The sequence below is a fragment of the Lactococcus taiwanensis genome (assembly GCF_017068355.1).
GTDB lineage: Bacteria > Bacillota > Bacilli > Lactobacillales > Streptococcaceae > Lactococcus > Lactococcus taiwanensis.
Genome location: NZ_CP070872.1, coordinates 956,439 through 979,934, shown reverse-complemented (window position 1 = coordinate 979,934; position 23,496 = coordinate 956,439). Strand labels below are relative to the sequence as shown.

Sequence of the window (23,496 nt, the reverse complement as noted above, 5' to 3'; positions counted from 1 at the left end):
TTTTATGCTCTTCTTATTATATCATATCTCCTTAAAGACCCCCTCCTGTTATTGAGTATCGCACAAAAAAAAGCCCCTAATAAGGGGGCCTTTTTAAATTAATCTTTGATTCCCAAAAGGGTTTTGATTTGCTCTACTTGCATCTTAGCATAAGCTTCAGGATTCGTTTTTTGCAGCTGTGCCAACTCTGCAGCTTTTGCAGGATCAGCTTTCAGTTGAGCTGCCATTTGAGCTTGCATCGCTGGTGCTTCTTTAGTCAATTTTTCGACTTGATCTTGTGTCAAAACGAGCCAAGTATCTTTTGGAACACTAACCACTGAGCGTTGTTTTACCAAATCACCTTCTTCGTCACCCATGCTAAAAAGTGCTTTATATAAATCAGAAGCCCAAACACGACGTGTTGTGGTGGTGGTTACTGTAGCTTTCGACGCATCTGTCATTTTATAAGTAGCAGATTTCTTGACTGCTTCTGAAATATGCTTTTCATCTGGTGTAAAGTTTGTATCCGGCTTCTTCGCATCTTCTTCATTACGATAAACGAACACATAGTTATTGGTATTTTTACCAATCTCAGCTTTGATCATCAAGTTATAGGCTGCTGATGAATCTCCAGCTGTATAAATCTCATGGGTACGTGAAGTTGAAACTTCTTTCATTCCCCAGTGATCTTTAATATGGAAGGTGAGCATCCCAACAGAAGTCGCCAAAAGTAAAAATGAGAGACCTCCCACTAACCAATGAGCGAAAGTATTTTTAATGAACATAAATCCAAAGAAAGTACCGATCATAAAGATCACAATTAATACTAAAATTAACATTATTTAGTTCCTCCTTCTACTTCATGTTCTTCAACAGGAACACCAGCCAACATTTTTCCATTTCTCAAAAAGAGTGCGACAACAATACCTACTACCGCAAAGGCAAAACCAATCGCAAACGAAGCGTGGTAACCTTGAAGCATTGCTCCGATAGCTTTATTAGCGTATTGTAATGGATCAGAAGTTTTCAAGGATGTAGCAGGCATGTTGTTGGTAATTACATTTTGCGCTACTGATGAAAGTAAAGCAACAACGACTGACGAAGCAACTTGACGTGCAGTGGTATTAGAGGCGGTAGCTTGAGCCACTTCATTAACAGGCACTGAGTTCATGGCGCTCGTAGTCAAAGGCATCATAACCATACCAACCCCGACCATACGTAAACCGTAAAGTAAAGTGACGAAGTGGTCTGGAGTAGTTGATGTAAAGAACATAAACGGCACTGTACCGATTGCCAATACACAGAAACCGACAAGGGCAAGACGTTTAGCACCAATTCGGTCATAAACATTCCCTGCGAGTGGTGCGACAACTACCATTACCAAGGAACCAGGAAGTAATACCAAACCTGAATTAAAGGCTGAAAGACCATGCACATCTTGAAGATAGAGCGGCAGCATCATTTCAACACCCATCATGGCCATGGTACTTAATGCAAGTGCTAAAGTCACCAATGTAAATTGTTTAATCTTAAAGACACGAATGTCAAGGAAAGGATCATCCATTTTAAGTTGGCGCCAACCAAAGAGTGCTATTATAATTAACCCACCCACGATTGGAGCAATAACCGTGTCAAATTGTCCCCAGCCATCTGTTGCGACATTTGTAAAGCCCCAAAGGAAGATACCAAAGCCAAGGACAGAAAGAACAACTGAGAGGAAATCTAACTTCATTGGACGGTTTGGGATAACATCTCGCATCGCAAAAATTGAAACGAGAAAGACGATACCAACCACAATCATAGGAATCAAGAAAACTGTACGCCAGCTCGCGGCAAAAGTCCAGAAAATAAAATGAAATTTATGTGTGATGAGCCAACCAGCAAAGGTAGGTCCAATTGCAGGTGCAAGGACGAGAACTACCCCTGCAATCCCCATGATTGCTCCCATTTGTTTAGCAGGAAACATATTGACTAAAGCCACTTGCATCAAGGGCATCGTGATCCCTACAGCTATAGCTTGTAAGATACGACCAGCAAGAAAGACCCACCAGCTTGAAGTTGGAGCTGAGTAAGCTACGAACATCCCAATAAATAAAATGGCATAAGCGCTCATATAAAGCCAGCGTGTTGGGAATTTTGTTGCCAAGTAGGCAGAAATTGGGACCATAATCCCATTTGCTAACAAGAACCATGTGGTGGCTTGTTGAGCAGTTGACATTGTAATGTTAAAGTCGTTCATCAAAGTAGGAATGGCCGTTCCAAGTGATGTTTGCATCAACATGGCCCCGAATGTCCCAACTAAGATTAAAATAAGCATACCGATACGGCTATAATGCTTACCATGAATGTCTAAATGATAATCTTTTTCAATTGTATTAGGCATTTTTTTCCTCCTCTTTTTCTTTTTGTTCTTGCGCATTTTTCATCCCAATTTCTAAAAATAATTTGAAATTTTCGATGAAACTTTGCGTTCGTTCTTCACCCATTTCCTCAAAAACACGCGCCAAATTGGTGCAGGCGGCCATTTTTGCTTCTTCTGCAGTTCGGCGCCCTTTATCAGTTATAGCAACCAATATTTTACGACGGTCAGTTCTTGAAATCTCACGGGTAATCATATGTTTGTCTTCGAGATTGTTCAAGATGGTCGCAATTCGAGCTGTACTCGTGTGGGTGTATTTTGCAATCGCACTAGGTACAACTTCTTTACCAGCTTCTTTATAAAGATACCCCAACACCAATTGCTCCCCATGGGAGTAATTGTTGAAGCGGTTTATGATTTCAGCTTTTCCTTTTTTCTTCACGGCAGAAAGAAAAACCTCTGCGGCTTGGTTGTAATCCATCTTTTCCCTCTCTCTAACGGCAATATTTATTAACGACGTTAACTATTATAGTCCGTTCATTTTATTTTGTCAAGAAGAAAAATTCGTCTTTCCAAAAAATTTGCAAAAAAAAAAAAGCTATAAGTTTTTGTAACTCACCGCTTCTTATAAAAATCCGAATACTATCCATTCGTTCTTAACTTTTTAACAATTACCGCGCCTACAGCCCATACGAGGAAAGCAACAATAAGTGCGATGATTAAAAGACCAATTGATCCATTCGTAATGGACCGAAATAGCGCTAATCCGCCAAAAGCATAAATAAATCCCCAAGCTAGATAGCCCGGCAAGGCAGCTAGCGTGTATTTTAACCAATTCCAATCCAAAAATCCTGCGCCAAGTTGAACGACCGACTGAAATCCTACTGTTAAAAAACTCAGGGGAATAACGGGCCAACCATATTTTTCAAGTGCAGCTATACCAGCTCTTTTTTCCTCAGCATTTTGGCCGCTTTTTCCAAACTTACTTTTAATAAGCCCTTTTCGCATGAATTTTCCCAACCAAAAAGTAAGTTGAGCTCTGAAAAATACTACTACAAATAAAAATATGGTAGCTTGCCATAATGGTAAACTTGCTACCCAATCCAACATTGCCTTAGCCAATGATTCTACCTCGCTTCTTTACCCTTTTCTAAACAAGAAGAAAATGGGCATCTAGCTCTATCATATCATAAAAGCTTCACCAGAAAGGAAATTAATGCTCAAAAAGGCATAGGTGAAACGATGACAAAAAGAGAGGCAAGCTTTACTTTAATTTAGTTTAGATTTTTTTAAAAATTTTTTTGCAATCACTCGTTTGTTTTTAGGGATAAATTTTCTCATTTCTTCTTCATTGTAACCAACTTGAATTCTATTATTACCAACAAGAAGCAGTTGATTAAGGTACCGAGAATTGGAAAGCAAAAAATCAGCAAGCTCTAAAGTTCCCATTTCTTCAACTTTCTTTCCCGCTAAACGACTCAACTTTTGATAGTTCATCCCTCGGCGGAGCACATCAGCAAAGCCTCCTTCAGTAAAACTTAAAATTTCTAACAACTGCTGACGAGACAATTTACCATAAGGAATCAGTTCATATTCGATTTTATGATCTTCTAACCATTCCTGTGCTTTTTTTACGGAAGAGCACTTCTCAGGTGAAGCATAGTAAGCCTTTACTTTCATATGGTTATTAATTATATAATGCTTCTTTTTAAAATACAAGCATCTTTTTCAATAAAATTTTTATTTCTTTAGACGCCTAGAAATGAAAGCTTACCCCTACTCATATTACTTAATTTAAGTACTCTCAGAGCACAAAAAAAGATCATAAATCTTTATGAACTTTTTTACCCTTTGTAATTAGAATCCATTCTTCTTCTAAATAAGCATTTACTTTTTCTTTCAAAATAGGAAGCATATCCCAGTCTTTTGGGTCTTCTAAAAACTTAGTAAGCATTTCACTAATTTCCTTTGACAGCCCCTCTTTCTGAGATAAGTTTGGTTTTCTTTTTATCTGGATTTCATAATGATTACTGAAAAAACGATTAGAAAGTTTATAAACGCGTTCCAACATCGACTTATCTAGTTGGTCAGCTTGTTCCTCTACCTGCGGAAAGTAAACAGAAAGTAACTCGAGTTGCTGTAAAAGTTCTTTCTCTTGCTTCATTTTAGAGTCTGCTGTATCCTTTACTACTCGATAGGCCATTATCACTTCAATAAGCTGCTCTCTTACCTTTTGTAGCCTTTGAAATTTTGCTTGAGTAACTGTTACATCTTGTCCTTTTTTTTGGAGTAACACTCCTGCTAACAAAGTTCCTAAAAATGCTCCTAAAAACACAATGATAATTTCTCTCAACTGTCTGTTTCCTCCAATTTTTTCATTCTATTACTTTTAAAAAAGAAAAACCCATTTTCCACGGGAATTATTTATTCAACTGATGTTTTTTTCTAACGACATGTCCTGTGATCAAGTCCGTAAGCAGACAGACCAGTCCGCCAGCAATTCCTACACTTCCTAAAAAAAGAAGACAATGGTAGTGGCTAGGTTTAATAACCCCGATCCAAAAAATAATTGTACCTACTAAAATGACTGTTAGCCATATTTTATATATTTTCATTTATCATATCCTAATATTAAATAGTCTAGCACATTTTAGAAAAATGAACGTTCAAAATACCTTTCTTTGACACTCTCCAATATAAAATATGGACTATTTTTGTCATCTACTCCTTGCTATTATTGAGAAATATCTATTTTGAGACTCCACTTGTAACTTAATGAGTTTTTTTCTAGATTAATAAAAAAGGCCTCCTAAACGGAGGCGAGTTTAAATATAAAATACCGCAATTTCTGGTAAAACCCCAAAACGCGCTGAGAGATGAGTTGTTCCTATACCCGTATTTACATATAATTTTTCCCCTGTATCTAAGGTGTATAGCCCTCCAGTATAACGATTAGCATGACCCATCACGGCTGCTGCTTTTTTTTGGACTTGTGGGAAAAATGGTATATTTACTTGTCCGCCATGACTATGTCCCGAGAGAATAAGTTCATACCCTTTTCCTTGATATTGGATCACCTCATCTGGTTCATGTGTCAATAAAATATCGTAGGCTGTACCATTCATTTCCTCAACTGTCGGAGGTAATACAGGGTTTCCTAATAAAGCATCATCGAGGCCGGTAAATAAAATGGATCTTCCTTGAGAGGTTCCTACTACTAAATTTTCATTTCTTAAAAGCGAGAACCCAGCTTGTTGCATCATATTTTCATAGATGCGAGAGGCTCCTCCTCCGTAATCACGGTTCCCCCAGATAGCTATTTTTCCGTATCTTGCTCTTAGATGAGCAAGTTTTGAGGCCACTTGTTCATTATCTTGATAGTTTGAATAATTATCGTAAAGATCACCAGTAAAAACGATGAAGTCTGGAGATTGCTCATTTACTTTTTGAACGACTTTTTCTAAGTGTTTTGCAGTGTAATCTTTTTTTATATGCAAGTCAGAGATTTGAACTAATTTTAGTTTTTCTTCTGAGGCCACACTCTGTACCTGATGTTCATTTAAAGTGAGACGATAAGGCTCAACTTTAAAAGCATAATACAAACACCCTACTGAAGCAAGAAGTGCAATCAGAAAGAGGGTCAGAAATGTTTTTATTAGTTTCATATCTTTTAATTATAACATATTTATGTAGAGCATAAATTTTTAAAAAGCCTAAAGCTTTTATTGTAAAATTTTCTTTTTTCATCCCCTTTAATAAAATTTAAAAAAGAAACCAAAGAAAAACCCTTGATATACACGGGTTTTTAAATCTTTAAGCATCAATTGTTGAATATTGGGCATTGGTTTCGATAAATTCACGACGGGGTTCAACACGGTCACCCATGAGCATATCAAAGATTTTGTCAGCTTCTGCTGCATCTTCAACAGAAACGCGTGCCATTAAACGGTGTTCAGGATCCATGGTTGTATCCCAAAGTTGATGGTCATCCATTTCCCCAAGACCTTTGTAGCGCTGAACTGTGGGTTTTGTTCTTCCTTGTGCCCAACGTGCTAAAGCTTCTTGTAAATCTTTTTCTTGATTTTCACCTGGTTGGATGTATTCTTTTGTTTCTGAACCAACTTTGATACCGTAAATTGGAGGTTGAGCAATGTAAACATATCCTGCTTCAACAACTGGGCGCATGTAACGGTAGAAAAGTGTTAATAAAAGTGTCCGGATGTGTGCGCCGTCGACATCGGCATCGGTCATGATAACAAGTTTGTGATAACGTGCCTTGGACAAATCGTAATCCGCTCCAAAACCTGTTCCCATTGCAGTGAATAGCGAACGAATTTCTTCATTGGCTAAAATTTTATCCATCGTGGCTTTTTCCACATTCAAAATCTTACCCCGAATAGGTAAAATTGCTTGGAACTCACGATTACGTCCTGATTTAGCTGATCCACCAGCCGAATCACCTTCGACGATGAATAATTCAGTTTGTTCTGGATTATTGGATGAACAGTCAGCTAATTTACCGGGAAGGTTGGAAATTTCAAGCCCTGATTTTTTACGTGTCACTTCACGCGCACGTTTTGCTGCGATACGAGCCTTGCTTGCCAAAATCCCTTTTTCGACGATCTTACGAGCAACGTTTGGATTTTCGAGCATAAAGGTACTCAAAGCTTCAGCAAAAAGTTTATTCACAATCCCTGTTACTTCAGAATTACCTAGCTTCGTTTTGGTTTGTCCTTCAAATTGAGGGTTAGGATGTTTAACCGAAATAACAGCAGTCAACCCTTCTCGAACATCATCTCCAGTTAAATTATCTTCGTTTTCTTTAAGAATTTTATTTTGTTTTGCGTAATTATTAATGACACGCGTTAGAGCTGTTCTAAAGCCTTGTTCATGAGTCCCACCTTCATGCGTATTAATGTTATTAGCAAAGGACATCACAACTGAATGGTAGGTGTCAGTATATTGCATTGCCACTTCAACTGCAATGCCATCCATTTCCCCTTCAGTAAAAATTGCTGGTTCAAAAATGACTGTCTTATTTTCATTTAAATATTCAACATAAGACTGAATTCCACCTTCGTAATGGAAATGAACTTCATTTTTCTCATTTCCTGCACGCTTGTCAGTCAGTGAGATACGCAGACCACGATTCAAGAAAGCTAATTCTCTGACACGTGTTGCCAATTTATCAAAGTCAAACTCCACTGTTTCAGTGAAAATCTCGGGATCTGGTACAAAGTGAACTGTAGTTCCACGCCGGTCGGTTTCTCCAATAACTTTCAGATCGTCAACAACAAGCCCCCGATGATATTCTTGGTAATACTTTTCACCGTCCTTATGTACCGTGACGTCTAAGGTTGTGGAGAGTGCATTAACTACGGAAGAACCCACACCGTGCAAACCGCCAGATACCTTGTAGCCGCCACCGCCAAATTTACCACCCGCATGGAGCACCGTAAAAACTGTTTCAACAGCTGGGCGCCCCGTTTTTTCTTGAATATCAACAGGAATTCCCCGGCCATCATCGACAACAGTAATAGAATTATCGGCTTCTATGAATACCTCAATATGACTGGCAAATCCTGCCAAAGCTTCATCAATTGAATTATCTACAATTTCCCATACCAAGTGATGGAGCCCTTCTTTTGAAGTGGACCCGATATACATCCCTGGACGCATCCGAACTGCCTCAAGCCCTTCAAGTACTTGAATCTGACTGGCATCATACTCATCAGCAAGCATTTCTAAATCTTTATTTTCTTCGTTCAAAATCAAATCTCATTTCTATGAAAACTTACTCCTATTATACCATAAATAGCCGATTTTAGCGACTTCGTGAGGTAAACTTTTATTAAATAATCACCTTTTTGGAGAGAATATTGTTAAATAAAAAAGCAAATTTTTAAAATTTACTTTTCAACTTCTTTATTCTAAAATTTCTGTTAAATGATGGATAAGATGGTCGGCAGTAGGTGCTTCTGTCGTAGAGACTGCACTATCAAAATATATGGTGGCTATACCTGCTGCTTTTCCGGCTTCAATGTCTAAGGGACGATCTCCAATCATCACTGTTTTAGCTGGATCAAGATGATATTTGTCTAATAAATAGTTAATTGAATCAGGAGCAGGCTTCCTTTTAAAACCATTATCTGATGTCACAACTTCTGTAAAGTAAGAATCAATCTGTGCTGAGTTTAAAATTGTAAGAACTTGATTATTACGATGTGAAATCATAAAATTATGAGCGTGCCTTGCTGACAGCTCTGTCAGTACTTCTTTTGCTCCATCAAAAAGAATTGGTTTTTCTAAAACTTCTGCTTCAAGTTTCTTGTATTCCTCTAAAAAACCTGGGAGATCTTTTGCAAATTTTTCCACGGCATAGGCAGTAGAAATTTTCAAAGCGTCATAAGCTTCTGAATGTAAGACCACTCGTTCTGCCATTGCCCATAATGTTGCTGCAAAAGCATGACTAGAACTTTCGTAATTGTCTAATAAAGTACCGCCTAAATCCCAGATATAGTTTTCGTAGTCCATGTTCATATTATAACATACTCACCTTGTAAGCTTTATTTTAAAACCATTTAAATTTAGTGGGCCAGATAGATTTTTACTGGAATTGCAGCGCTGTTTCCTTTTGGTTGTCTTAGAAGCATTTGTGCTTCAAAGTAATCTTTGAATAAGGGCTTGCGAATCTTATATAAGGTAATGGCTTGAAGATCTTTTTTCTTGTTAGCAAAGTCTTTAAAATCAAAAGTGATTTTCCACCAAGTTGGACGTTCTAATTTGGAAATCACATAATTTTGTTCTTTTGTAAGAAGATGCTCGTAAGAAAAGCGCTCTATTTCGTCAAATTGGTACTTGCTCATCGATGGGTTTACCTGTTGGTTGAAAGAAGCATCTTGAACAAGGTAAGCACGGTCCTCCTCACTCCTAAATTCTTGTGTTTCAAATCCGAATTCAATATTATGGGTCGTTTCGTTAACGACATAATAAATCTTATCCGAAGCGATACTAAAGTGACTCTTCAGAATATCTTTACCAAAAGTAAAGGTTAGTGCACCAACGAAAGTCAAAAACCAAAGAAGAGCAATTTGCCATGTGGCTAATCTCCTTTTTAAATTTGGTTGTTTGGGAGAGGGATCATTTCGCCACAACGACTCCTTGGGTTGTCCGCTTTTTTCTTCCCAAACCTCTTCACAAATCATTGACAATTCTGCTAAAGAAATTTTTACTGCTGAAGCACTGATGGAAAAGGCGACCTCTAAATCATGACCCGGATGATAGAAGTCGAACATTTTCCCCCTGTTTTTTTCCATTTGAAACGGTCCACTCGGCTGGCCCTTGCAAATGTAAAGTTGCTGATTTCGAAGATAAATTCCACGAATCTCCCGCCATTCAACACTTTTTTCATGAGGTAGGAGTCGAAAAGTGATACCTCTTTCATCAATCACTAACAGTGTTTTGCGAAGATGTCGTACTGAAAACGTAAGCAGATACAAAAAAAGGAGTACCAGGAGAAACATCAAAAAAAAACGGCTGACTATATGGAATTGATAACCAAAACCTGTAAAATAAGTAACCGCAACAAAGCTCAAACAAAACACTGATCCATAAAATCGTCCAAACATTCGTTTTTAATTTTAACGGTAAATAAATTTCTTCCATATCAGCCTTTGCTCTACTTTCTTGAGCTTATTATAACAAAAAAGTGCGCTATTTCACATTATAAAAAGAAACCATCCGGTTTCTTAGACTTGTTGTTCTGATTTTGAAAGTAAAATGACAGAGACGATGACCATTATGATAGCAAGTAGTTCAACAGGTGTTAATTTTAAGCCAAAAAGAGGAATACTCAAAAATACTGAAGTTAAGGGTTCTGTCGCCGTTGCTACAGAGACTACTAGCGGTGAAATGAGTTGGAAAGCTCTCAAAAGAAGCAAGAAAGCTAAAGCTGTTCCTACAATGGCAATCGTTAAGACATAAAAAATAGATAAAGGCTCTATTTTAAAGTCAACCCGCCAAATAGGATAGAAAATATTGCAGCCGATACCCGCGAGCATCATTCCCCAGCCTGTCATGTTCAAAGCGCCATATTTATCAAGAAGTGGTTTAGGAACGATGGAGTAAATCACCACTGCTACTCCTGCAAGTAAGCCGGATATCAGAGCGAGTGGACTAATAGAGAGATGGCTCAAATCACCATTTGTAATCAACAAAAAAACACCTAGCATTGCTAAAAAGACAAATACTACGGACTTAGGCTTAGGAGCTTGGCGTCGAAAAATCAATAAATAAAGCATAATAAAGACTGGGGCTGTATATTGTAAAATCGTAGCTGTGGCGCTATTTGATAGTTGAATGGCTAAATAATAAAAATACTGCACAGAAAAAACACCTCCAAAGACATATAAAAAGAGGGTAGGCATATTTTTCTTAGAAGTCCAAACACCGAAAAAATGTTCTCGGTCACGGATAAAAGAGAGGGTAAGCAGAATGATACCTGCCACTGTTAAACGTGTGGAAGTAATCCATAAAGGGCTACCTTGATAATCTCGAAAGAAAAGTTGCCCAAAAATACCTGATATCCCCCACATGCAGCCCGCAACAACTGCATAGAGTGTTCCTTTAAAAATTTGTTTTTTAACATTCATCCGTCTATTATATCAAATACTTTTCTAAAAAAGCTCCGTGAAAACACGCAGCTCTTTTTTCCTCTTCATTTCACTCTCGTTAGCTCAACGGTCTGATTAGCGACAGCTTCAATAAAGCTTTGATCATGTTCTACCAGTAACAAAGTTGGCTGAGCAAATTTAAGCAACTGAATAATTTGTCCTTGATTGAATACATCAAGATAATTGAGCGGCTCATCCCAAATGTACAAGTGAGCTTCTTGTGAAAGGCTGCGCGCTAATTCGACTTTCTTTTGTTGTCCCTGACTCATCTGCTCAATATTGAGTTCAAAAACACTGCGTTCCATCCCTAACTTTCTTAAGTTGGCAAGAAAGCTTTCCATATCTAGCTGGTTCATAAGGGCAAAGGATTTCAAATCTCCTTTATTTTCATAGATTTGACGGACATAAGAAATCTTGAGTCCTTGAGGACTTTCGAAATAGCCCTTCTGTTCCCCTGTAAAATCATTTTCAATGAATTTCAAAAGAGTAGACTTCCCAGAACCATTTGCCCCTAGAAGGGCTGTAATTTGTCCTGCCATGAGTGAGAATGTGACGGGTTCAAACAAAGATTGACCTTCATAAGCTAATTGAAAATGCTCAAAATGTAAAAGTCTTTTATGATGTGTCCCCTGATTGTTCATTACCAAAGGCTCTACTTTTTCAATATTTTGAAGTAAGGCCTCTTTTTCGGTAAGGTCTTGAGACATTCGCTTCTCTAAGTGTTTAGACTTTTTCATCATTCGCGCTGCACGTGCTGAGACAAAACCGCTGTCAGCGGCTTGGTCCTTGGTCTTCTCTCTTGTTTTTGACCATTCTTCCTTTTCACGAGCCGTTTGTTTTAAGCGTGTAATTTCTTTTTTCAATTTACCATCTTGACTTAACTCCTGATCATCACGTAATTTTTTTTCATGTTCATAAGTACTAAAATTGCCTTGGTAAAGCTTAATTTGTCGACGTTCAATCGCAAGCGTATGATCACAGACCTCGTCCAAAAAATGTCGGTCATGTGAAACTACGATGAAGCCAGATTTTTTCTTAAGATAGTGAGCGACAGTCTCACGACTTGCCATATCCAGATGATTGGTTGGTTCATCAATTAGTGGAAAATTAGATTCATCTAAAAAAAGTAAAGCCAATAGGCATTTTGTCTGTTCTCCTCCAGATAAGGTTTCGTAAGGGCGCCACAGAACTTCTAAGTCTACTTTTAACAAAGTCAACTCGCGTTCCAACTCCCACTGTTCAAAATCAGCCAACTCACTAAGTAAGTAAAAGGTCAGTGCTGATGCGTCGGTCAGCGAGCGTTGAGAGGATGCTGTGACGAGGTTCACTTCCTCGTTCATCTGATGATCAGAAGATGATAATTGTGGGAAGTAGACAAAGTTTTTATTTGTACTGATGGGGCTGTCAGTAGTGATTTTTCCTTGTAAAAGTTTCAAAAGTGTTGATTTCCCACGTCCATTACGACCGACCAGTCCCAATTTCCAGCTGTCATCAATATTAATCTGTGCGTGATCAAAAATAAGTGTTGCGCCATATCCAAATATGAGGTCTTTAAATTCAATGTTTGACATTATCTGCTCCTTCTTGAGCTTTTAGTAAAATAAAAAGCTCCTCTTCTTTTTGCGAAACATTCACAATAAGAAAAAGAGCTCAAAAAATACGACAATGCGCTTATTGAACGGTCATTTTTCAAATCATGAATGCAAAAAATACTGATTGTCCTAGGATAAAAAGAGGCTTCCTAGAGACGGAGACGTGTCTTGCCTTTTCCTTTTTAACAAAGAAATCGTGCTGACCGCTTCATCAGTGCGTTTTTTTACTTTTCATGATTTAAAATTTCAATAGACCATTCCTCCGATATTTGATATTAATAGTATAGCACAACTAAAAAAGCCCTGTCAAGAAAAAAACTTGACAACGCATTTTTAGGTTTATTAATGGAATTGCATCCCGCCATCAACGATAATCGTTTGACCTGTAATATAATTTGAATCTTCACCTGCTAAGAAGGATACTGCAGCTGCGACATCTTCTGGTTCTGATAAACGTTTCAAAGCGATATCTTTTGCAAATTGTTGCATTCCCCATTCATCATCTTTACCTGCATTTTTACCAACTTCATGAGCAATATCAAACATCATTGGTGTTTTAACAATACCAGGCGCATAAGCATTGACGGTAATCCCTTCTTCTGCTAAGTCACGGGCAGTAACTTGAGTAATCCCTCGCACAGCAAATTTAGTGCCGCTATAGAGCGCCAATTCTGGATTTCCTACCACACCTGCCTGTGAAGTAGCATTTATGATTTTCCCGCCATGTCCTAATTTCTTAAAGGCTGCATGCGCCGCTTGGGTTCCCCAAAGTACGCCACCGACATTTACACCATAGACACGAGTAAATTGTTCTTCCGTAATGGTATCAATTGGAGTTGTTGGGCCAAGTCCTGCATTGTTGACGATGACGTTAAGATCGCCAAATTTTTCAACCGCTTGATCAACCGCAGCGAAAACATCATCACGTTTTGATACATCCGCCTTAACAGCAAAAGCACTTTCACCTAGACTTTTTGCAGCTTCCTTGGCAGTTTCCTCATTGTAATCTACAAGGGCTACTTTAAAGCCATCATTAACCAATCGTTTTGCAATTGCAAATCCAATCCCTTGACCAGCACCAGTCACTACAGCAACTTTAGACATAATAGTCTCCTTTATCAATCAATGGTTGTCGTTTCAGGCAATCACTCTTTAATTTATTGAGATTTCTCTCACAAAAATTATTTTAGCACTTCTCTCTTGAAAATACAAAAATTTAAAGCGTTTTCTGTATCCTCTTACATATAATATAAAAAAAGTTACTGACCAGTCTGTCAGTAACTTTTAGGCGTTATTTTATCAATTTGTAAGGACTTGATCCGCAAATTCTTTCACTTTTTGTACTTGTGCAGGTTTAAGATCGCCACCAGCTGGAGCCATTAAACTAAACCCTTGAAAACCAAGTTTCAAAGTTAAACTACGGTCATCAACCGGGATACCCGCTTTATTGGCCGCTCCTTTAATGACTTTTGTCGCAGAATCCAAATCAGCTGAGGTTGAAAATACCACAATTTTTTTGATTCGATTTTTATCCAAGTGAGCTAGAAATTCTTTCATTTCTTTCGTCACATTCATAAACCATACGCCTGCACCTAAAAAGAGAACATCTACTTCTTCTGTGAGAGGTTCAAAAACACGGAGCGCTTCCACGCCTGCTTCTTGAGCAATCAGCTCAGCAACAGCTTTTGTATTCCCACCACGCGATGTGTACCGCACTGCATATTTCATAATTCATCCACTCCTATCCGAATAATACTACCCTTACATTTTAGCATATTCTTCAAGAATAAGAGAATAATTTAACGCTTATTTTTCCGCCGTGCTACACGTCCACCGGCTTTAGGTTCTGGAATCTGTCCATGTTTTTCAGCCCAAGTTGGCAATTGATTGTATTTCATAGATAAAACAAGCCCTAATCCTATAATATTGGACATCAAAGCGGAGCCCCCTTGTGAAATAAAGGGCAACGGAATCCCAGTCAGTGGTACTACACCAATAGCAGCTCCTATATTTTCAAAGACATGGAAAAGAATCATCATGATAATCCCCGTTGAAATGTAGGTATAAAATTGATTATTTGAGTTGAAGGTTACCCGAATCATCCGATAAATAAGCATAAAATATAAGAAAATCAAAAAGGCAGAACCAACAAAGCCAAAGTCTTCCGCTATAACGGTGAAGATCATGTCTGATTCACGAACCGGAACATTCACACTTGCTGAACCAACCCCTTTACCCCAAACTCCACCAATACCAATAGAAATTAATGAGCGGGCTTGTTGTAAACTAAAAGTCTGCGAGTATTCAAAAGGATGGAGCCAAGCTATAAAACGATTGACCTGATATTGAGCAAAATGGGTGCTCTCAAGAAACTTTTGCCCTCCAGGTGAGGCCACTAAGGCGACAATACCTCCTGCTGCAGCAAAAACGGCGAGAAAGGCGGGGGCTAAGATTTTCCAAGAAATCCCTGCAACGAGGATAATCCCAGCAAATATAGCACCAAAAACCATAAAAGTCCCAAAGTCATGTTGCAAGGCTGTAAGTACTGCAACGGGGAGCAGCGCTAATAAAAGACGGCCAATGAGTCGGAAATCATCCTTTAAAATTCGATTTCTTAGTTTATTTTGAAAAGTGACCACTAGCCGTGCCGAAAAGAGAATATAGGAGATTTTCATAAATTCGGAGGGTTGAAAGAGATTGCGCCCTCCAAAAGCCACCCAGTTTTTTGCTCCGGTAGAGGCGTAGGTTGCATCATTATAGAAGAAAATGGGCAAGACCATCAAAACTAAACCTAAGAGGTAAAAAAAGGGTGTAAGATTCCATAAAAAGCGCGAATCCATATGCATCACAATAAGTGCAATAAAGAGCCCCACAACAATCCATGTGCCCTGTTGAACAAGCATTTGCGTTGCTTGTGTCGGGTGATCATGAGAAAGGGCCACGTACAAGGCATAAAGCCCGATAAGAATCAGCATGAAAGCCGGTAAGATTAAACCATAGTCAATTCTTGCATCAAATGAAAATTTCGTTTGTTTCTTTTTATTCAAAACTAGCTCCAGTCAGTCTATCCTCCGAAACATTTTAAATAGGCGGCTCATGCACCTGTGTTCAAGATGTTTGTGGATTGTTTTTAATTCCGAGAGGTTGGAATATACGTGTCTTGTCGCTCTTGTTATCAGCAAACTTAAATATCATGAGTGACACGGAACACGAGCGAGTTCACTTTTTTCAAGTGATAAATCCATTCTATTATACATTTTTTTAGAAGATTTGGGTAATCTTTACAAAAAATTTCAGAAAAAAATACTGAAAATACTTTCAGTATTTTATAGAAAGTGTCTGAGAAAGCCACCTCCAAAAATAAGCAAATAAGAATACAAAAGAATAGGGAGTGGCTTACAGAGAATCATCGTCCACGTAAAAAATCTCCAGGTCATCTTCGTCTGACTTGCAATGAGGACAAGCGCATCATCAGGAGCAATTGGCGAAAGGATTAATAAAGCGAAAATAATATTAAAACGCTTTTGTCCCTTATCCAGCCACCCCATATACTTTGTATAGGTCTTTTCTTTGACAAAGGTTTTTGCAAGGGAGGCACCATATTTTTTTCCAAAGTGAAATAATAAAAAGGAGCCTACCATAATTCCGACGTAGTTGTAGACAAAGCCCCATACTGGTCCGAAAATCATGACACCTGCAGCCATGGTAATGCCACCAGGAATAATTGGTACAATGACTTGAAGGACTTGCATACACAAAAAAATGAGAGGGCCTAAAAACCGATGCGCCACAATGAGTTGTTGCAAAATGGCCTGGTCTTGAAAAGCCCCTAAACGCCAGAGATAGACACCACCAACAATTGTTGCAATAAAACCAAGGATGGTAATAATATTAAAAACTCTTTTGGTGTATCTTAATACATTCTCAGTCAAAGAAAATCCTCACTTTTGGCTATTTTTTCTGCGCTTTTAGGTAAGCCTCGTTTTCTTCCACCCAGTGAGAGAGGGATTGTTCCAAAGTTTTGAAGCCAATTTTATCTCTCGAATCGGTAAAATGTTTTTTTCGGTAGATATGATGAACTTGTGGTGTTGTTTCTAAACTCCGTATTGATAGGCTGATTTTGCCATTGTATTCATCAATATCAATGATTTGTGCGTTTATTTTTTGACCAATCTTAACTACGTCATGAATGCTTTTGACATAGCCAGATTGGATTTCTGAGATATGGATTAAACCTTTTTGCTCTATGTTCCCAACAGATTGCTTTGGGGTCTTACTGACCATCTCATCAGCAACTTCCGGGAGGAAAAATTTAACAAAAGCCCCGTAGTCTTGCATTCCGATGACTTCTACTTCAACAATATCTCCGATTTTTGGACGTTTTGCTACCATCTTATTTCTCGATAATTTCCACAGATTCAATCACTACATCGTCTACAGGTTTATCTTGCGCACCTGTACGTACAGCTGCAATAGCATCAAGAACTTCGTAGCTCTCTGCATCAACTAACTGACCAAAAACGGTGTGGCGCCCATCAAGATGCGGCGTACCACCCTCTGTATAAACTTCAGCGACTTCTTCAGGCCAACCTCCTTGCACTAAAGCATCTTTAGGATAAGGGAGATTTTTATTTTGTACAATGAAAAATTGGCTACCATTTGTATTTGGACCAGCATTTGCCATAGAGAGAGCACCACGAAGGTTGAAGACGTCCATTGAAAACTCATCTTCAAACTTTTCTCCGTAAATGGAGCTGCCGCCCATCCCTGTACCTGTTGGATCTCCCCCTTGAATCATGAAATCTTTGATGATGCGATGAAAAATCACGCCGTCATAATAGCCTTGTTTGCTAAGTTCGATAAAGTTTTTTACTGTTTTTGGAGCAACGTCATCAAAGAGTTTTACTGTCATTTTTCCATGATTAGTTTTAATAATAGCAGTTGTTCCGTTATAGTTTTTAAGATCAAGTTGTGGGTAAGTCATTTTAGTCGTTTGACAAATACAAAAGGCTATTCCTTATGCATCTGTCATCCTTTCTTTATTATTCTATCAATAAATTCGCCAACCGTTACTTACAATTCTGTAAGTCGCTGATTAACTAGTCAATAATTTTAAGTGCTTGTAGGGCTTTTAAAATCCCATCATTTTCCACTGTATCTGTCACATAATCAGCCTTTTCCAAAATTTCTGGATGTGAAATTTTCATGGCTACAGATAAACCAGCAAAATCAAAAAGTTCACGATCATTTAGGCCATCGCCAAAATTCAGCATATTTTCTGGTTTTAAATCTAAGGCTTCTAGTACTTTCTGACAACCAATCGCTTTGGAGCCAGCCATAGGCACTACATCCGAACTGTTCGGATGCCAACGAACCAGTCGAATTTGCTGAGCCAAATGCTCAGGCAAGACAAGTTGGTCGTCATGATCGGAAATGGTCAGCATTTGATAAATATCCTGTTTTTGGTAGTAAGCTGGATCTTCTTCAAGCTCAGCATAAACGGGGCTGATTGCTTCTTTAGCAATCTTATCCCATTTTGAAACTTTCAGACTGTCGCTTGCCACAAAGGCATATTCACTTTTTTCCTGCTCTAACCATGTGATAATTTCCTCTACCAGTGGTGTGGAAAAGGTATTTTTGTAGAGGATATTGTGACTTTTTACCTCTTCTACATAAGCCCCATTGATTGCCACATAAAAATCGGGATGTAAATCACGAACTTCAGGAACAACCCCATAGAGATTCCGCCCAGTAGCAATCCCTGTCATAATCCCTTTTTCACGCAATTTTTCGAAAACTTGTGTGATTGATTCGGGCATAAATCCGCTGGTCTTAACACGTAAAGTGTCATCAATATCAAAGAAAATAATTTTGATCGCTTTTGCTTTTTCTAATATTTTATCCATCTTTTTTCAATCTAATTATATTTTAGTTCTTTATAAATTATATCACAAATCCTATGACTTTTCGGGGAAAGTCCGCGCCTTAGTCTGAGTTTTTCTCATCTAAACCAAATGATGTTGAATGGCATAAATCGTTGCCTGCGTGCGATCAGAGACTTCTAGTTTGTTAAAAATATTAGAAACATGGGTTTTTACTGTTTTTAAACTTATAAAAAGTTCATCAGCGATTTCTTGATTGGAAAGCCCAGTAGCAAGCACTTTCAAAACTTCCATCTCCCGCTTTGATAAATCATCATGAAGCTCGTGTTTTCGGTGTTTTTGCTGAGCTATTTTTTCTTTAACAGCGTCCGAAAGTACATCTTCGCCTTTAGCAACCTTACGGATTGCGTTGGCTATCTCGGCGGCTTGGGAAGTTTTCAGAATGTAACCCTTAGCGCCAGCTGCCAGAGCTGGAAAAACCTTTTCATCATCAATAAAGCTCGTCAAAATCAAGATTTTACGCTCCGGATTTTTTGCTAAAATTTTTTGTGTTGCACCAATCCCGTCGAGACGATCCATTACTAAATCCATCAAAATAACATCAGGGTTGAGACTTTCTGTCTTCAAAAAGCCAGACTCACCATCTGATGCTTCTCCGACAACTTCTATATCAGGTTGGATATTCATGAAACTTGAAAGTCCTAAACGAACCATCTGATGATCATCTACAATCAAGAGTTTTATTTTTTCCATATTTTACTTTCTAATTCTCTTTATCTTCTATTTTGGGCTGAGGAATAATAATCTCCACCATTGTCCCCGCATTAGGAGCTGAGACAACCTTAGCATCGCCTCCTAGCAACAAGGCACGCTCTTTAATGTTTGCTAATCCATAGCTCGCTGTCTTGTCTCGCTCTGAAGTGTCAAAGCCCACCCCATCATCTGCAATTTTTAAGATAATATTACCTCGCGTTTCTCGCAGAGCTACTTCAATGTGATCTGCTTGTGAATGCCGCAAGGTATTAGATAAAATTTCTTGCGCCATCCGAAAAAGATTATCTTCAATATTGCTTGAAGCTTCAATATCTGCAAGTTTCACAGTAATATTTGCCGAAATCTTGGCTTGCAGTTCATCTGTCAGAGCCGACAGTCCTTCTGCCAAACTCTTACCATCCAATTCAACAGGACGCAGATGAAGCAAAAGTGCCCGCATCTCATTTTGGGCAGAATGCAACACCTTTAAAACAAGTTGGGTTTGAGTTTCAATTTGCTCTTTAGTGAGATTTTGGGTAGAACCTGCTACTGAGGATAAAATCATCGTGGCAGCAAAAAGTTCCTGACTCACTGAGTCATGGAGTTCACGGGAGATACGTTTACGTTCAAGTTCAATAATTTCTGCTTTATCTGCGGATTTTTGCTTAGATAATTCTTGCAACTCAGCAGACATGGTCATGATTTTGTGATGCACTTCTTGGAGTTCTGGAAGTTCTGGTGCTTCATTCTGCTCGACCCGTGTGATATCGTTACGAAACCGCTGCTCAATACTCATATTCTCAATATGATTGAATAAAGTAAAGATGAGTGCAAGAAGCCCTGCTACTGAAATAAAAATCCATAGGCCATAAAGATTTTCACGAAACTCACCAATGATCCTAGTCATGCCTCCCAAGGACTGTCCACTGTTCATGAGAGTAAAAAGTAAAAGATACATCACTACGATAATGCTAAAAACTGCCAGAAAGGTCGTAAATATTGATTTTTTCATCCGCGCACTACCTCAATATTTCCTGTCTCTACTCGAATAAAGAGTGTTATTCTTTTACTTGTATGGTCAAATCCTTCTGAGAAATAATGGAGATTACCCGCATTAATCTGTGGTGTTTCGTCAAAAATTTTGATTAAACCAGTTTGGGTAGTCGCATCCAATTTGATTGCGACATCATGTGGAACAATAATTTTAGTGTTCCCTGCATTTTTTTTGATGGACAAGCGGTTTCCTGAAGCCTTAAAATTATAATCTTCTAGATCAATGACATCATTTCCGTTCGCACGACCTTGCGCTTCCAGTGAATCATTTTCTGCCGCAGATGCTCCATTAAAAATATCATAGCCAAAGATGGTTTGTCCTTCTCTTGGATTATTTTTCCAAAAAATAATACACATGATGGCTGGAAAAACAATGGCTAACCAAAACCAGCCCACCGTGAAAAGAATCATCGTTGTAATCGCCCAGAAAATTAAGCTCAGCACTCGTAGTACACGCGCACGTGAGCGTGTAGCGAGTACAGTAAATAAGATGGCTAGACCCAAGACCACCCATAAATGCGGCGTACGTACAACATGAAAAATCAATCCTAACACGATAAAAAATTCGATAATGATGATTGCTTTCAGTTTTTTATTCATAATCCTATTGTATCAAAAAAAGCGGTTAAGCGACTCAGTCTAAAGGTGTATTTTCTCTGCTTTTTTACTGACAGGTTGGTCAGTAGATGGCACCACCCGGCCTTGCTTCTCATAAGCAGCTTCCAGTTTTTCAATCCATGCCAGATGAATGAAAACAAAAATGCTATAATAATGGTGCAGTTCCTCGACTTCTAAAAATTACTTTCTTGATTTACAAGTTGAAACAACTGGCTTTCTATTATTTTTTATTTTTATTTAGTAAGGGACAATTATGCACGTCTTAAAAACCAACCTCAAAAAAACTTTCAGATTCATCAGTGACGCTCGCCTCTATTATCGAGACGTCCTACTCATGCATGGCTTTTTGCTGTTTATTTTAACTCCTCTTCTCTCCCACCTCACGCGTCTCATTCTTAACCAGGGTGAGATTAGTTACCTCTCCTATGATAACCTCGGGGTAATTCTGCAAGAACACCCTTTTGTTTTTCTCAGCCTCCTGCTTATTCTTTTGTTACTTTTACTTGCTGTCTACTTCGAGTTCACTTTTTTGCTCCTCACGGTTTTTTTTATTGAGCAAAGGCAAGAAATCACGTTACGTGAACTCCTTAAAGGAACGCTTTTACAATTGCGAAAAATTAGGATTGGCACACTTTTTTTCTTTCTGTTTTATTTTTTCCTTATTTTACCACTTATTGGTATGAGCTTTAACTCTGCCCTTTTAGCCAAAGTCCGTATTCCTGTCTTTATTTTGGATGTCATCTTTGAACATAAATTTTTATATTTAGGACTTTTCATTCTTTTTTATCTTCTATTGATTTATTTAGCTGTTAGGTTTATCTTCACTCTTCCAGAGATGATTCTACATGATCAGCCTTTTAAAAAAGCACTAAAGCACAGTTGGAAAAAAACACAACGAAAACTTTTTTCGATTATCTTCCAATTTTTAATTGTCCTAGGTAGTTTGACCTTAGTCATGGGACTTTCACAGAGCCTTCTATTACTTATTCAGCATGCTATCGAGCTTTACTCTCCACAAGCAAGCTTTGTCTCAGCTATCATTATCATGACCCTTCTTCAAGTACTTTGGGTAATTAATATCGTTCTCTCAACTGTAAGCATCTTCTTTATCACTGTTGATTATATGAAGCTTCAAAACTTTTTACCCGAAAAACTCAGCTGGTTCAGTCCTAACTCTTCTTTAAAAACCTCGTTAAAAGCACGGCGTCTTAAGGAAGCTGTGACAGTTCTTCTTATCTTGGGTGTTATATTATTCGTCGGTCAATCCAATGCTGATTTTCTAGCACATCCTTCTACTAGTACACCAATGGCCGCTTCACATCGAGGTGTAGACGACAAAAATGGCGTTCAAAACTCCCTTGAGGCCCTCAAAAAAACGAGTCAAAGCACACATCCAGAATACATTGAAATGGATATCCAAGAAACTAAGGATCACCAATTTATCGTTTATCACGACTACAACCTTAAAGCATTGACCGGTGTGAATAAAAAGCCCAATGAACTGACACTAGCACAGCTTACAAAGCTGCAAGCGCATGAGAACGGGCAAACTGCTCACCTCGTCTCTTTTGATGATTATCTAAAAGAAGCTCAAAACTTACATCAAAAACTCTTAATTGAAATCAAACCCACCAAAGAAGACAGCCCTGAAATGCTCAAAACATTTCTCCAAAAGTACCAAACAGAAATTCTTCAAGAAGGACATATTATTCAGTCTCTTTCTTACGATATCATTGCTGAGCTTAAAGAGCTTGCTCCCTCAGTAACAGCAGGCTATATCATGCCTTTTAGCGTAGTAGGACCCCCTCAAGGAAAGATGGACTTTTTTACGATTGAGTACACAACCCTTAACTCTAAATTTATCAATGAAGCCCATGCTCAAGGAAAAAAAGTTTTTACCTGGACGCCAAACGACGCAGATACCATGTCACGGATGAAATTTTACGGTGCTGATGGTATTATCACCGATCAGATGACCTTACTTAATCAGACGCTCAAGGAAACGACCCCACTTCATTACTCTGACCAACTGCTTTTCTTTGTCATTGGAATTGGCTAAAAAAAAACATTGTCTTTTTAGGACAATGTTTTTTAAATTTTAACCATAACTCTTTATGGCAACTAGCGAATCCCTAAAGCGATACGCGCATAACGGCTCATTTTATCGACCGTCCACGCTGGATACCAAACTAAGTTTACTTTAATTTCACTAACTTCCTCGACTTCTTTGAGCGCATCGTGGATTTGGTCAGTCAAAAGATCGGCCAAAGGGCATCCCATAGTTGTAAGAGTCATTTTGATTTCTGTAAAACCATTATCTTCAAAACTGATTTCATATACCAAACCAAGATTAATAATATCAATTCCCAATTCAGGGTCAATGACATTTTCAAGAGCAGCCAAAATTTTATTTTTTATTGTTTCTACTTGCTCGTCTGTGTATTTATCCGCCATGTTTATCTCCTTTACCTCATATGCATCAATTACATGCTTTTGAGGTAATTCCAAATTGTCAAATTCTTTTTACAAGGTTTATTTTATCAAAATTAAACTGAAATTTCTACCTAAAAATCACTGACAGAGCTGTC

General features: G+C 38.3%; 24 protein-coding genes. 1 reads left to right on the top strand and 23 read right to left on the bottom strand.

The features are described 5' to 3' along the window. Nucleotides 1-98: 98 nt before the first annotated feature. From JW886_RS04875 to liaF, 22 genes are all read right to left on the bottom strand, one after another. The gene (locus tag JW886_RS04875; RefSeq protein ID WP_075524553.1) at nt 99-818 is read right to left on the bottom strand and encodes a DUF4811 domain-containing protein; all 720 of its coding nucleotides are present in this window, start codon (nt 816-818) and stop codon (nt 99-101) included. Further along, nucleotides 818-2,362, bottom strand: coding sequence for an MDR family MFS transporter (locus tag JW886_RS04870; protein ID WP_200406722.1), 1,545 nt, complete (start codon nt 2,360-2,362; stop codon nt 818-820). Before JW886_RS04870 ends, JW886_RS04875 begins: the two co-directional genes overlap by 1 nt. Then, nucleotides 2,355-2,819 carry a MarR family winged helix-turn-helix transcriptional regulator gene (locus JW886_RS04865; RefSeq protein WP_075524551.1) on the bottom strand — a complete coding sequence of 155 codons (465 nt, stop codon included), beginning with the start codon at nt 2,817-2,819 and terminating at the stop codon, nt 2,355-2,357. Before JW886_RS04865 ends, JW886_RS04870 begins: the two co-directional genes overlap by 8 nt. A gap of 161 nt (nt 2,820-2,980) precedes the next feature. After that, entirely contained in the window at nt 2,981-3,448 is a 468-nt protein-coding gene (locus tag JW886_RS04860; RefSeq protein ID WP_155724337.1) for a VTT domain-containing protein, read from the bottom strand. A 159-nt stretch (nt 3,449-3,607) separates the two neighbouring features. Next, nucleotides 3,608-4,018 (bottom strand): ArsC/Spx/MgsR family protein, encoded by a 411-nt coding sequence (locus tag JW886_RS04855; protein WP_205872455.1) that lies wholly within the window; start codon nt 4,016-4,018, stop codon nt 3,608-3,610. Between the two features lie 142 nt (nt 4,019-4,160). Further along, the gene (locus JW886_RS04850; RefSeq protein ID WP_205872454.1) at nt 4,161-4,691 is read right to left on the bottom strand and encodes a hypothetical protein; all 531 of its coding nucleotides are present in this window, start codon (nt 4,689-4,691) and stop codon (nt 4,161-4,163) included. Between the two features lie 472 nt (nt 4,692-5,163). Next, a complete protein-coding gene (locus tag JW886_RS04845; protein ID WP_200406718.1) occupies nt 5,164-6,003 on the bottom strand; it encodes a metallophosphoesterase in 840 nt (279 codons plus the stop codon). A 148-nt stretch (nt 6,004-6,151) separates the two neighbouring features. Next, complete coding sequence (gene gyrB, locus JW886_RS04840; RefSeq protein ID WP_075524545.1) at nt 6,152-8,107, bottom strand: DNA topoisomerase (ATP-hydrolyzing) subunit B; 1,956 nt, start codon at nt 8,105-8,107, stop codon at nt 6,152-6,154. Between the two features lie 156 nt (nt 8,108-8,263). Continuing rightward, a complete protein-coding gene (locus JW886_RS04835; protein ID WP_205272599.1) occupies nt 8,264-8,872 on the bottom strand; it encodes an HAD family hydrolase in 609 nt (202 codons plus the stop codon). A 53-nt stretch (nt 8,873-8,925) separates the two neighbouring features. Next, entirely contained in the window at nt 8,926-9,633 is a 708-nt protein-coding gene (locus tag JW886_RS04830) for a hypothetical protein (protein ID WP_205872453.1), read from the bottom strand. Between the two features lie 453 nt (nt 9,634-10,086). Further along, the gene (locus JW886_RS04825) at nt 10,087-10,989 is read right to left on the bottom strand and encodes a DMT family transporter (RefSeq protein ID WP_075524543.1); all 903 of its coding nucleotides are present in this window, start codon (nt 10,987-10,989) and stop codon (nt 10,087-10,089) included. 65 nt (nt 10,990-11,054) lie between these two features. Beyond that, the gene (abc-f, locus tag JW886_RS04820; protein WP_205872452.1) at nt 11,055-12,581 is read right to left on the bottom strand and encodes a ribosomal protection-like ABC-F family protein; all 1,527 of its coding nucleotides are present in this window, start codon (nt 12,579-12,581) and stop codon (nt 11,055-11,057) included. Nucleotides 12,582-12,944: 363 nt separating this feature from the next. After that, entirely contained in the window at nt 12,945-13,706 is a 762-nt protein-coding gene (locus JW886_RS04815) for a (S)-acetoin forming diacetyl reductase (protein ID WP_075524541.1), read from the bottom strand. 195 nt (nt 13,707-13,901) lie between these two features. Then, complete coding sequence (locus tag JW886_RS04810; protein ID WP_075524540.1) at nt 13,902-14,330, bottom strand: flavodoxin family protein; 429 nt, start codon at nt 14,328-14,330, stop codon at nt 13,902-13,904. Nucleotides 14,331-14,401: 71 nt separating this feature from the next. Further along, complete coding sequence (locus JW886_RS04805; RefSeq protein WP_075524539.1) at nt 14,402-15,649, bottom strand: FtsW/RodA/SpoVE family cell cycle protein; 1,248 nt, start codon at nt 15,647-15,649, stop codon at nt 14,402-14,404. Between the two features lie 279 nt (nt 15,650-15,928). Then, nucleotides 15,929-16,534 (bottom strand): TVP38/TMEM64 family protein, encoded by a 606-nt coding sequence (locus JW886_RS04800; protein ID WP_075524538.1) that lies wholly within the window; start codon nt 16,532-16,534, stop codon nt 15,929-15,931. A 19-nt stretch (nt 16,535-16,553) separates the two neighbouring features. Further along, the gene (locus tag JW886_RS04795; protein WP_200406712.1) at nt 16,554-16,994 is read right to left on the bottom strand and encodes a S1 RNA-binding domain-containing protein; all 441 of its coding nucleotides are present in this window, start codon (nt 16,992-16,994) and stop codon (nt 16,554-16,556) included. Between the two features lies 1 nt (nt 16,995). Next, nucleotides 16,996-17,586 carry a peptidylprolyl isomerase gene (locus JW886_RS04790; protein ID WP_075524536.1) on the bottom strand — a complete coding sequence of 197 codons (591 nt, stop codon included), beginning with the start codon at nt 17,584-17,586 and terminating at the stop codon, nt 16,996-16,998. A 115-nt stretch (nt 17,587-17,701) separates the two neighbouring features. Next, nucleotides 17,702-18,508, bottom strand: a complete 807-nt coding sequence (locus JW886_RS04785) for a Cof-type HAD-IIB family hydrolase (RefSeq protein WP_200406711.1) — start codon at nt 18,506-18,508, stop codon at nt 17,702-17,704. A 99-nt stretch (nt 18,509-18,607) separates the two neighbouring features. Beyond that, the gene (locus JW886_RS04780; RefSeq protein ID WP_205872451.1) at nt 18,608-19,237 is read right to left on the bottom strand and encodes a LuxR C-terminal-related transcriptional regulator; all 630 of its coding nucleotides are present in this window, start codon (nt 19,235-19,237) and stop codon (nt 18,608-18,610) included. Between the two features lie 10 nt (nt 19,238-19,247). Beyond that, the gene (locus JW886_RS04775; protein ID WP_205272605.1) at nt 19,248-20,249 is read right to left on the bottom strand and encodes a sensor histidine kinase; all 1,002 of its coding nucleotides are present in this window, start codon (nt 20,247-20,249) and stop codon (nt 19,248-19,250) included. Then, the gene (gene liaF / locus JW886_RS04770; protein WP_205872450.1) at nt 20,246-20,890 is read right to left on the bottom strand and encodes a cell wall-active antibiotics response protein LiaF; all 645 of its coding nucleotides are present in this window, start codon (nt 20,888-20,890) and stop codon (nt 20,246-20,248) included. Before liaF ends, JW886_RS04775 begins: the two co-directional genes overlap by 4 nt. 271 nt (nt 20,891-21,161) lie before the next feature. On the opposite strand from liaF, the gene JW886_RS04765 reads away from it, so the two are divergent. Then, nucleotides 21,162-22,967, top strand: coding sequence for a glycerophosphoryl diester phosphodiesterase membrane domain-containing protein (locus JW886_RS04765; protein WP_205872449.1), 1,806 nt, complete (start codon nt 21,162-21,164; stop codon nt 22,965-22,967). Nucleotides 22,968-23,029: 62 nt separating this feature from the next. Here the strand turns inward: JW886_RS04765 and JW886_RS04760 are convergent, their stop codons facing one another. Continuing rightward, nucleotides 23,030-23,362, bottom strand: a complete 333-nt coding sequence (locus tag JW886_RS04760; protein ID WP_075524530.1) for a metal-sulfur cluster assembly factor — start codon at nt 23,360-23,362, stop codon at nt 23,030-23,032. Nucleotides 23,363-23,496 lie beyond the last annotated feature (134 nt).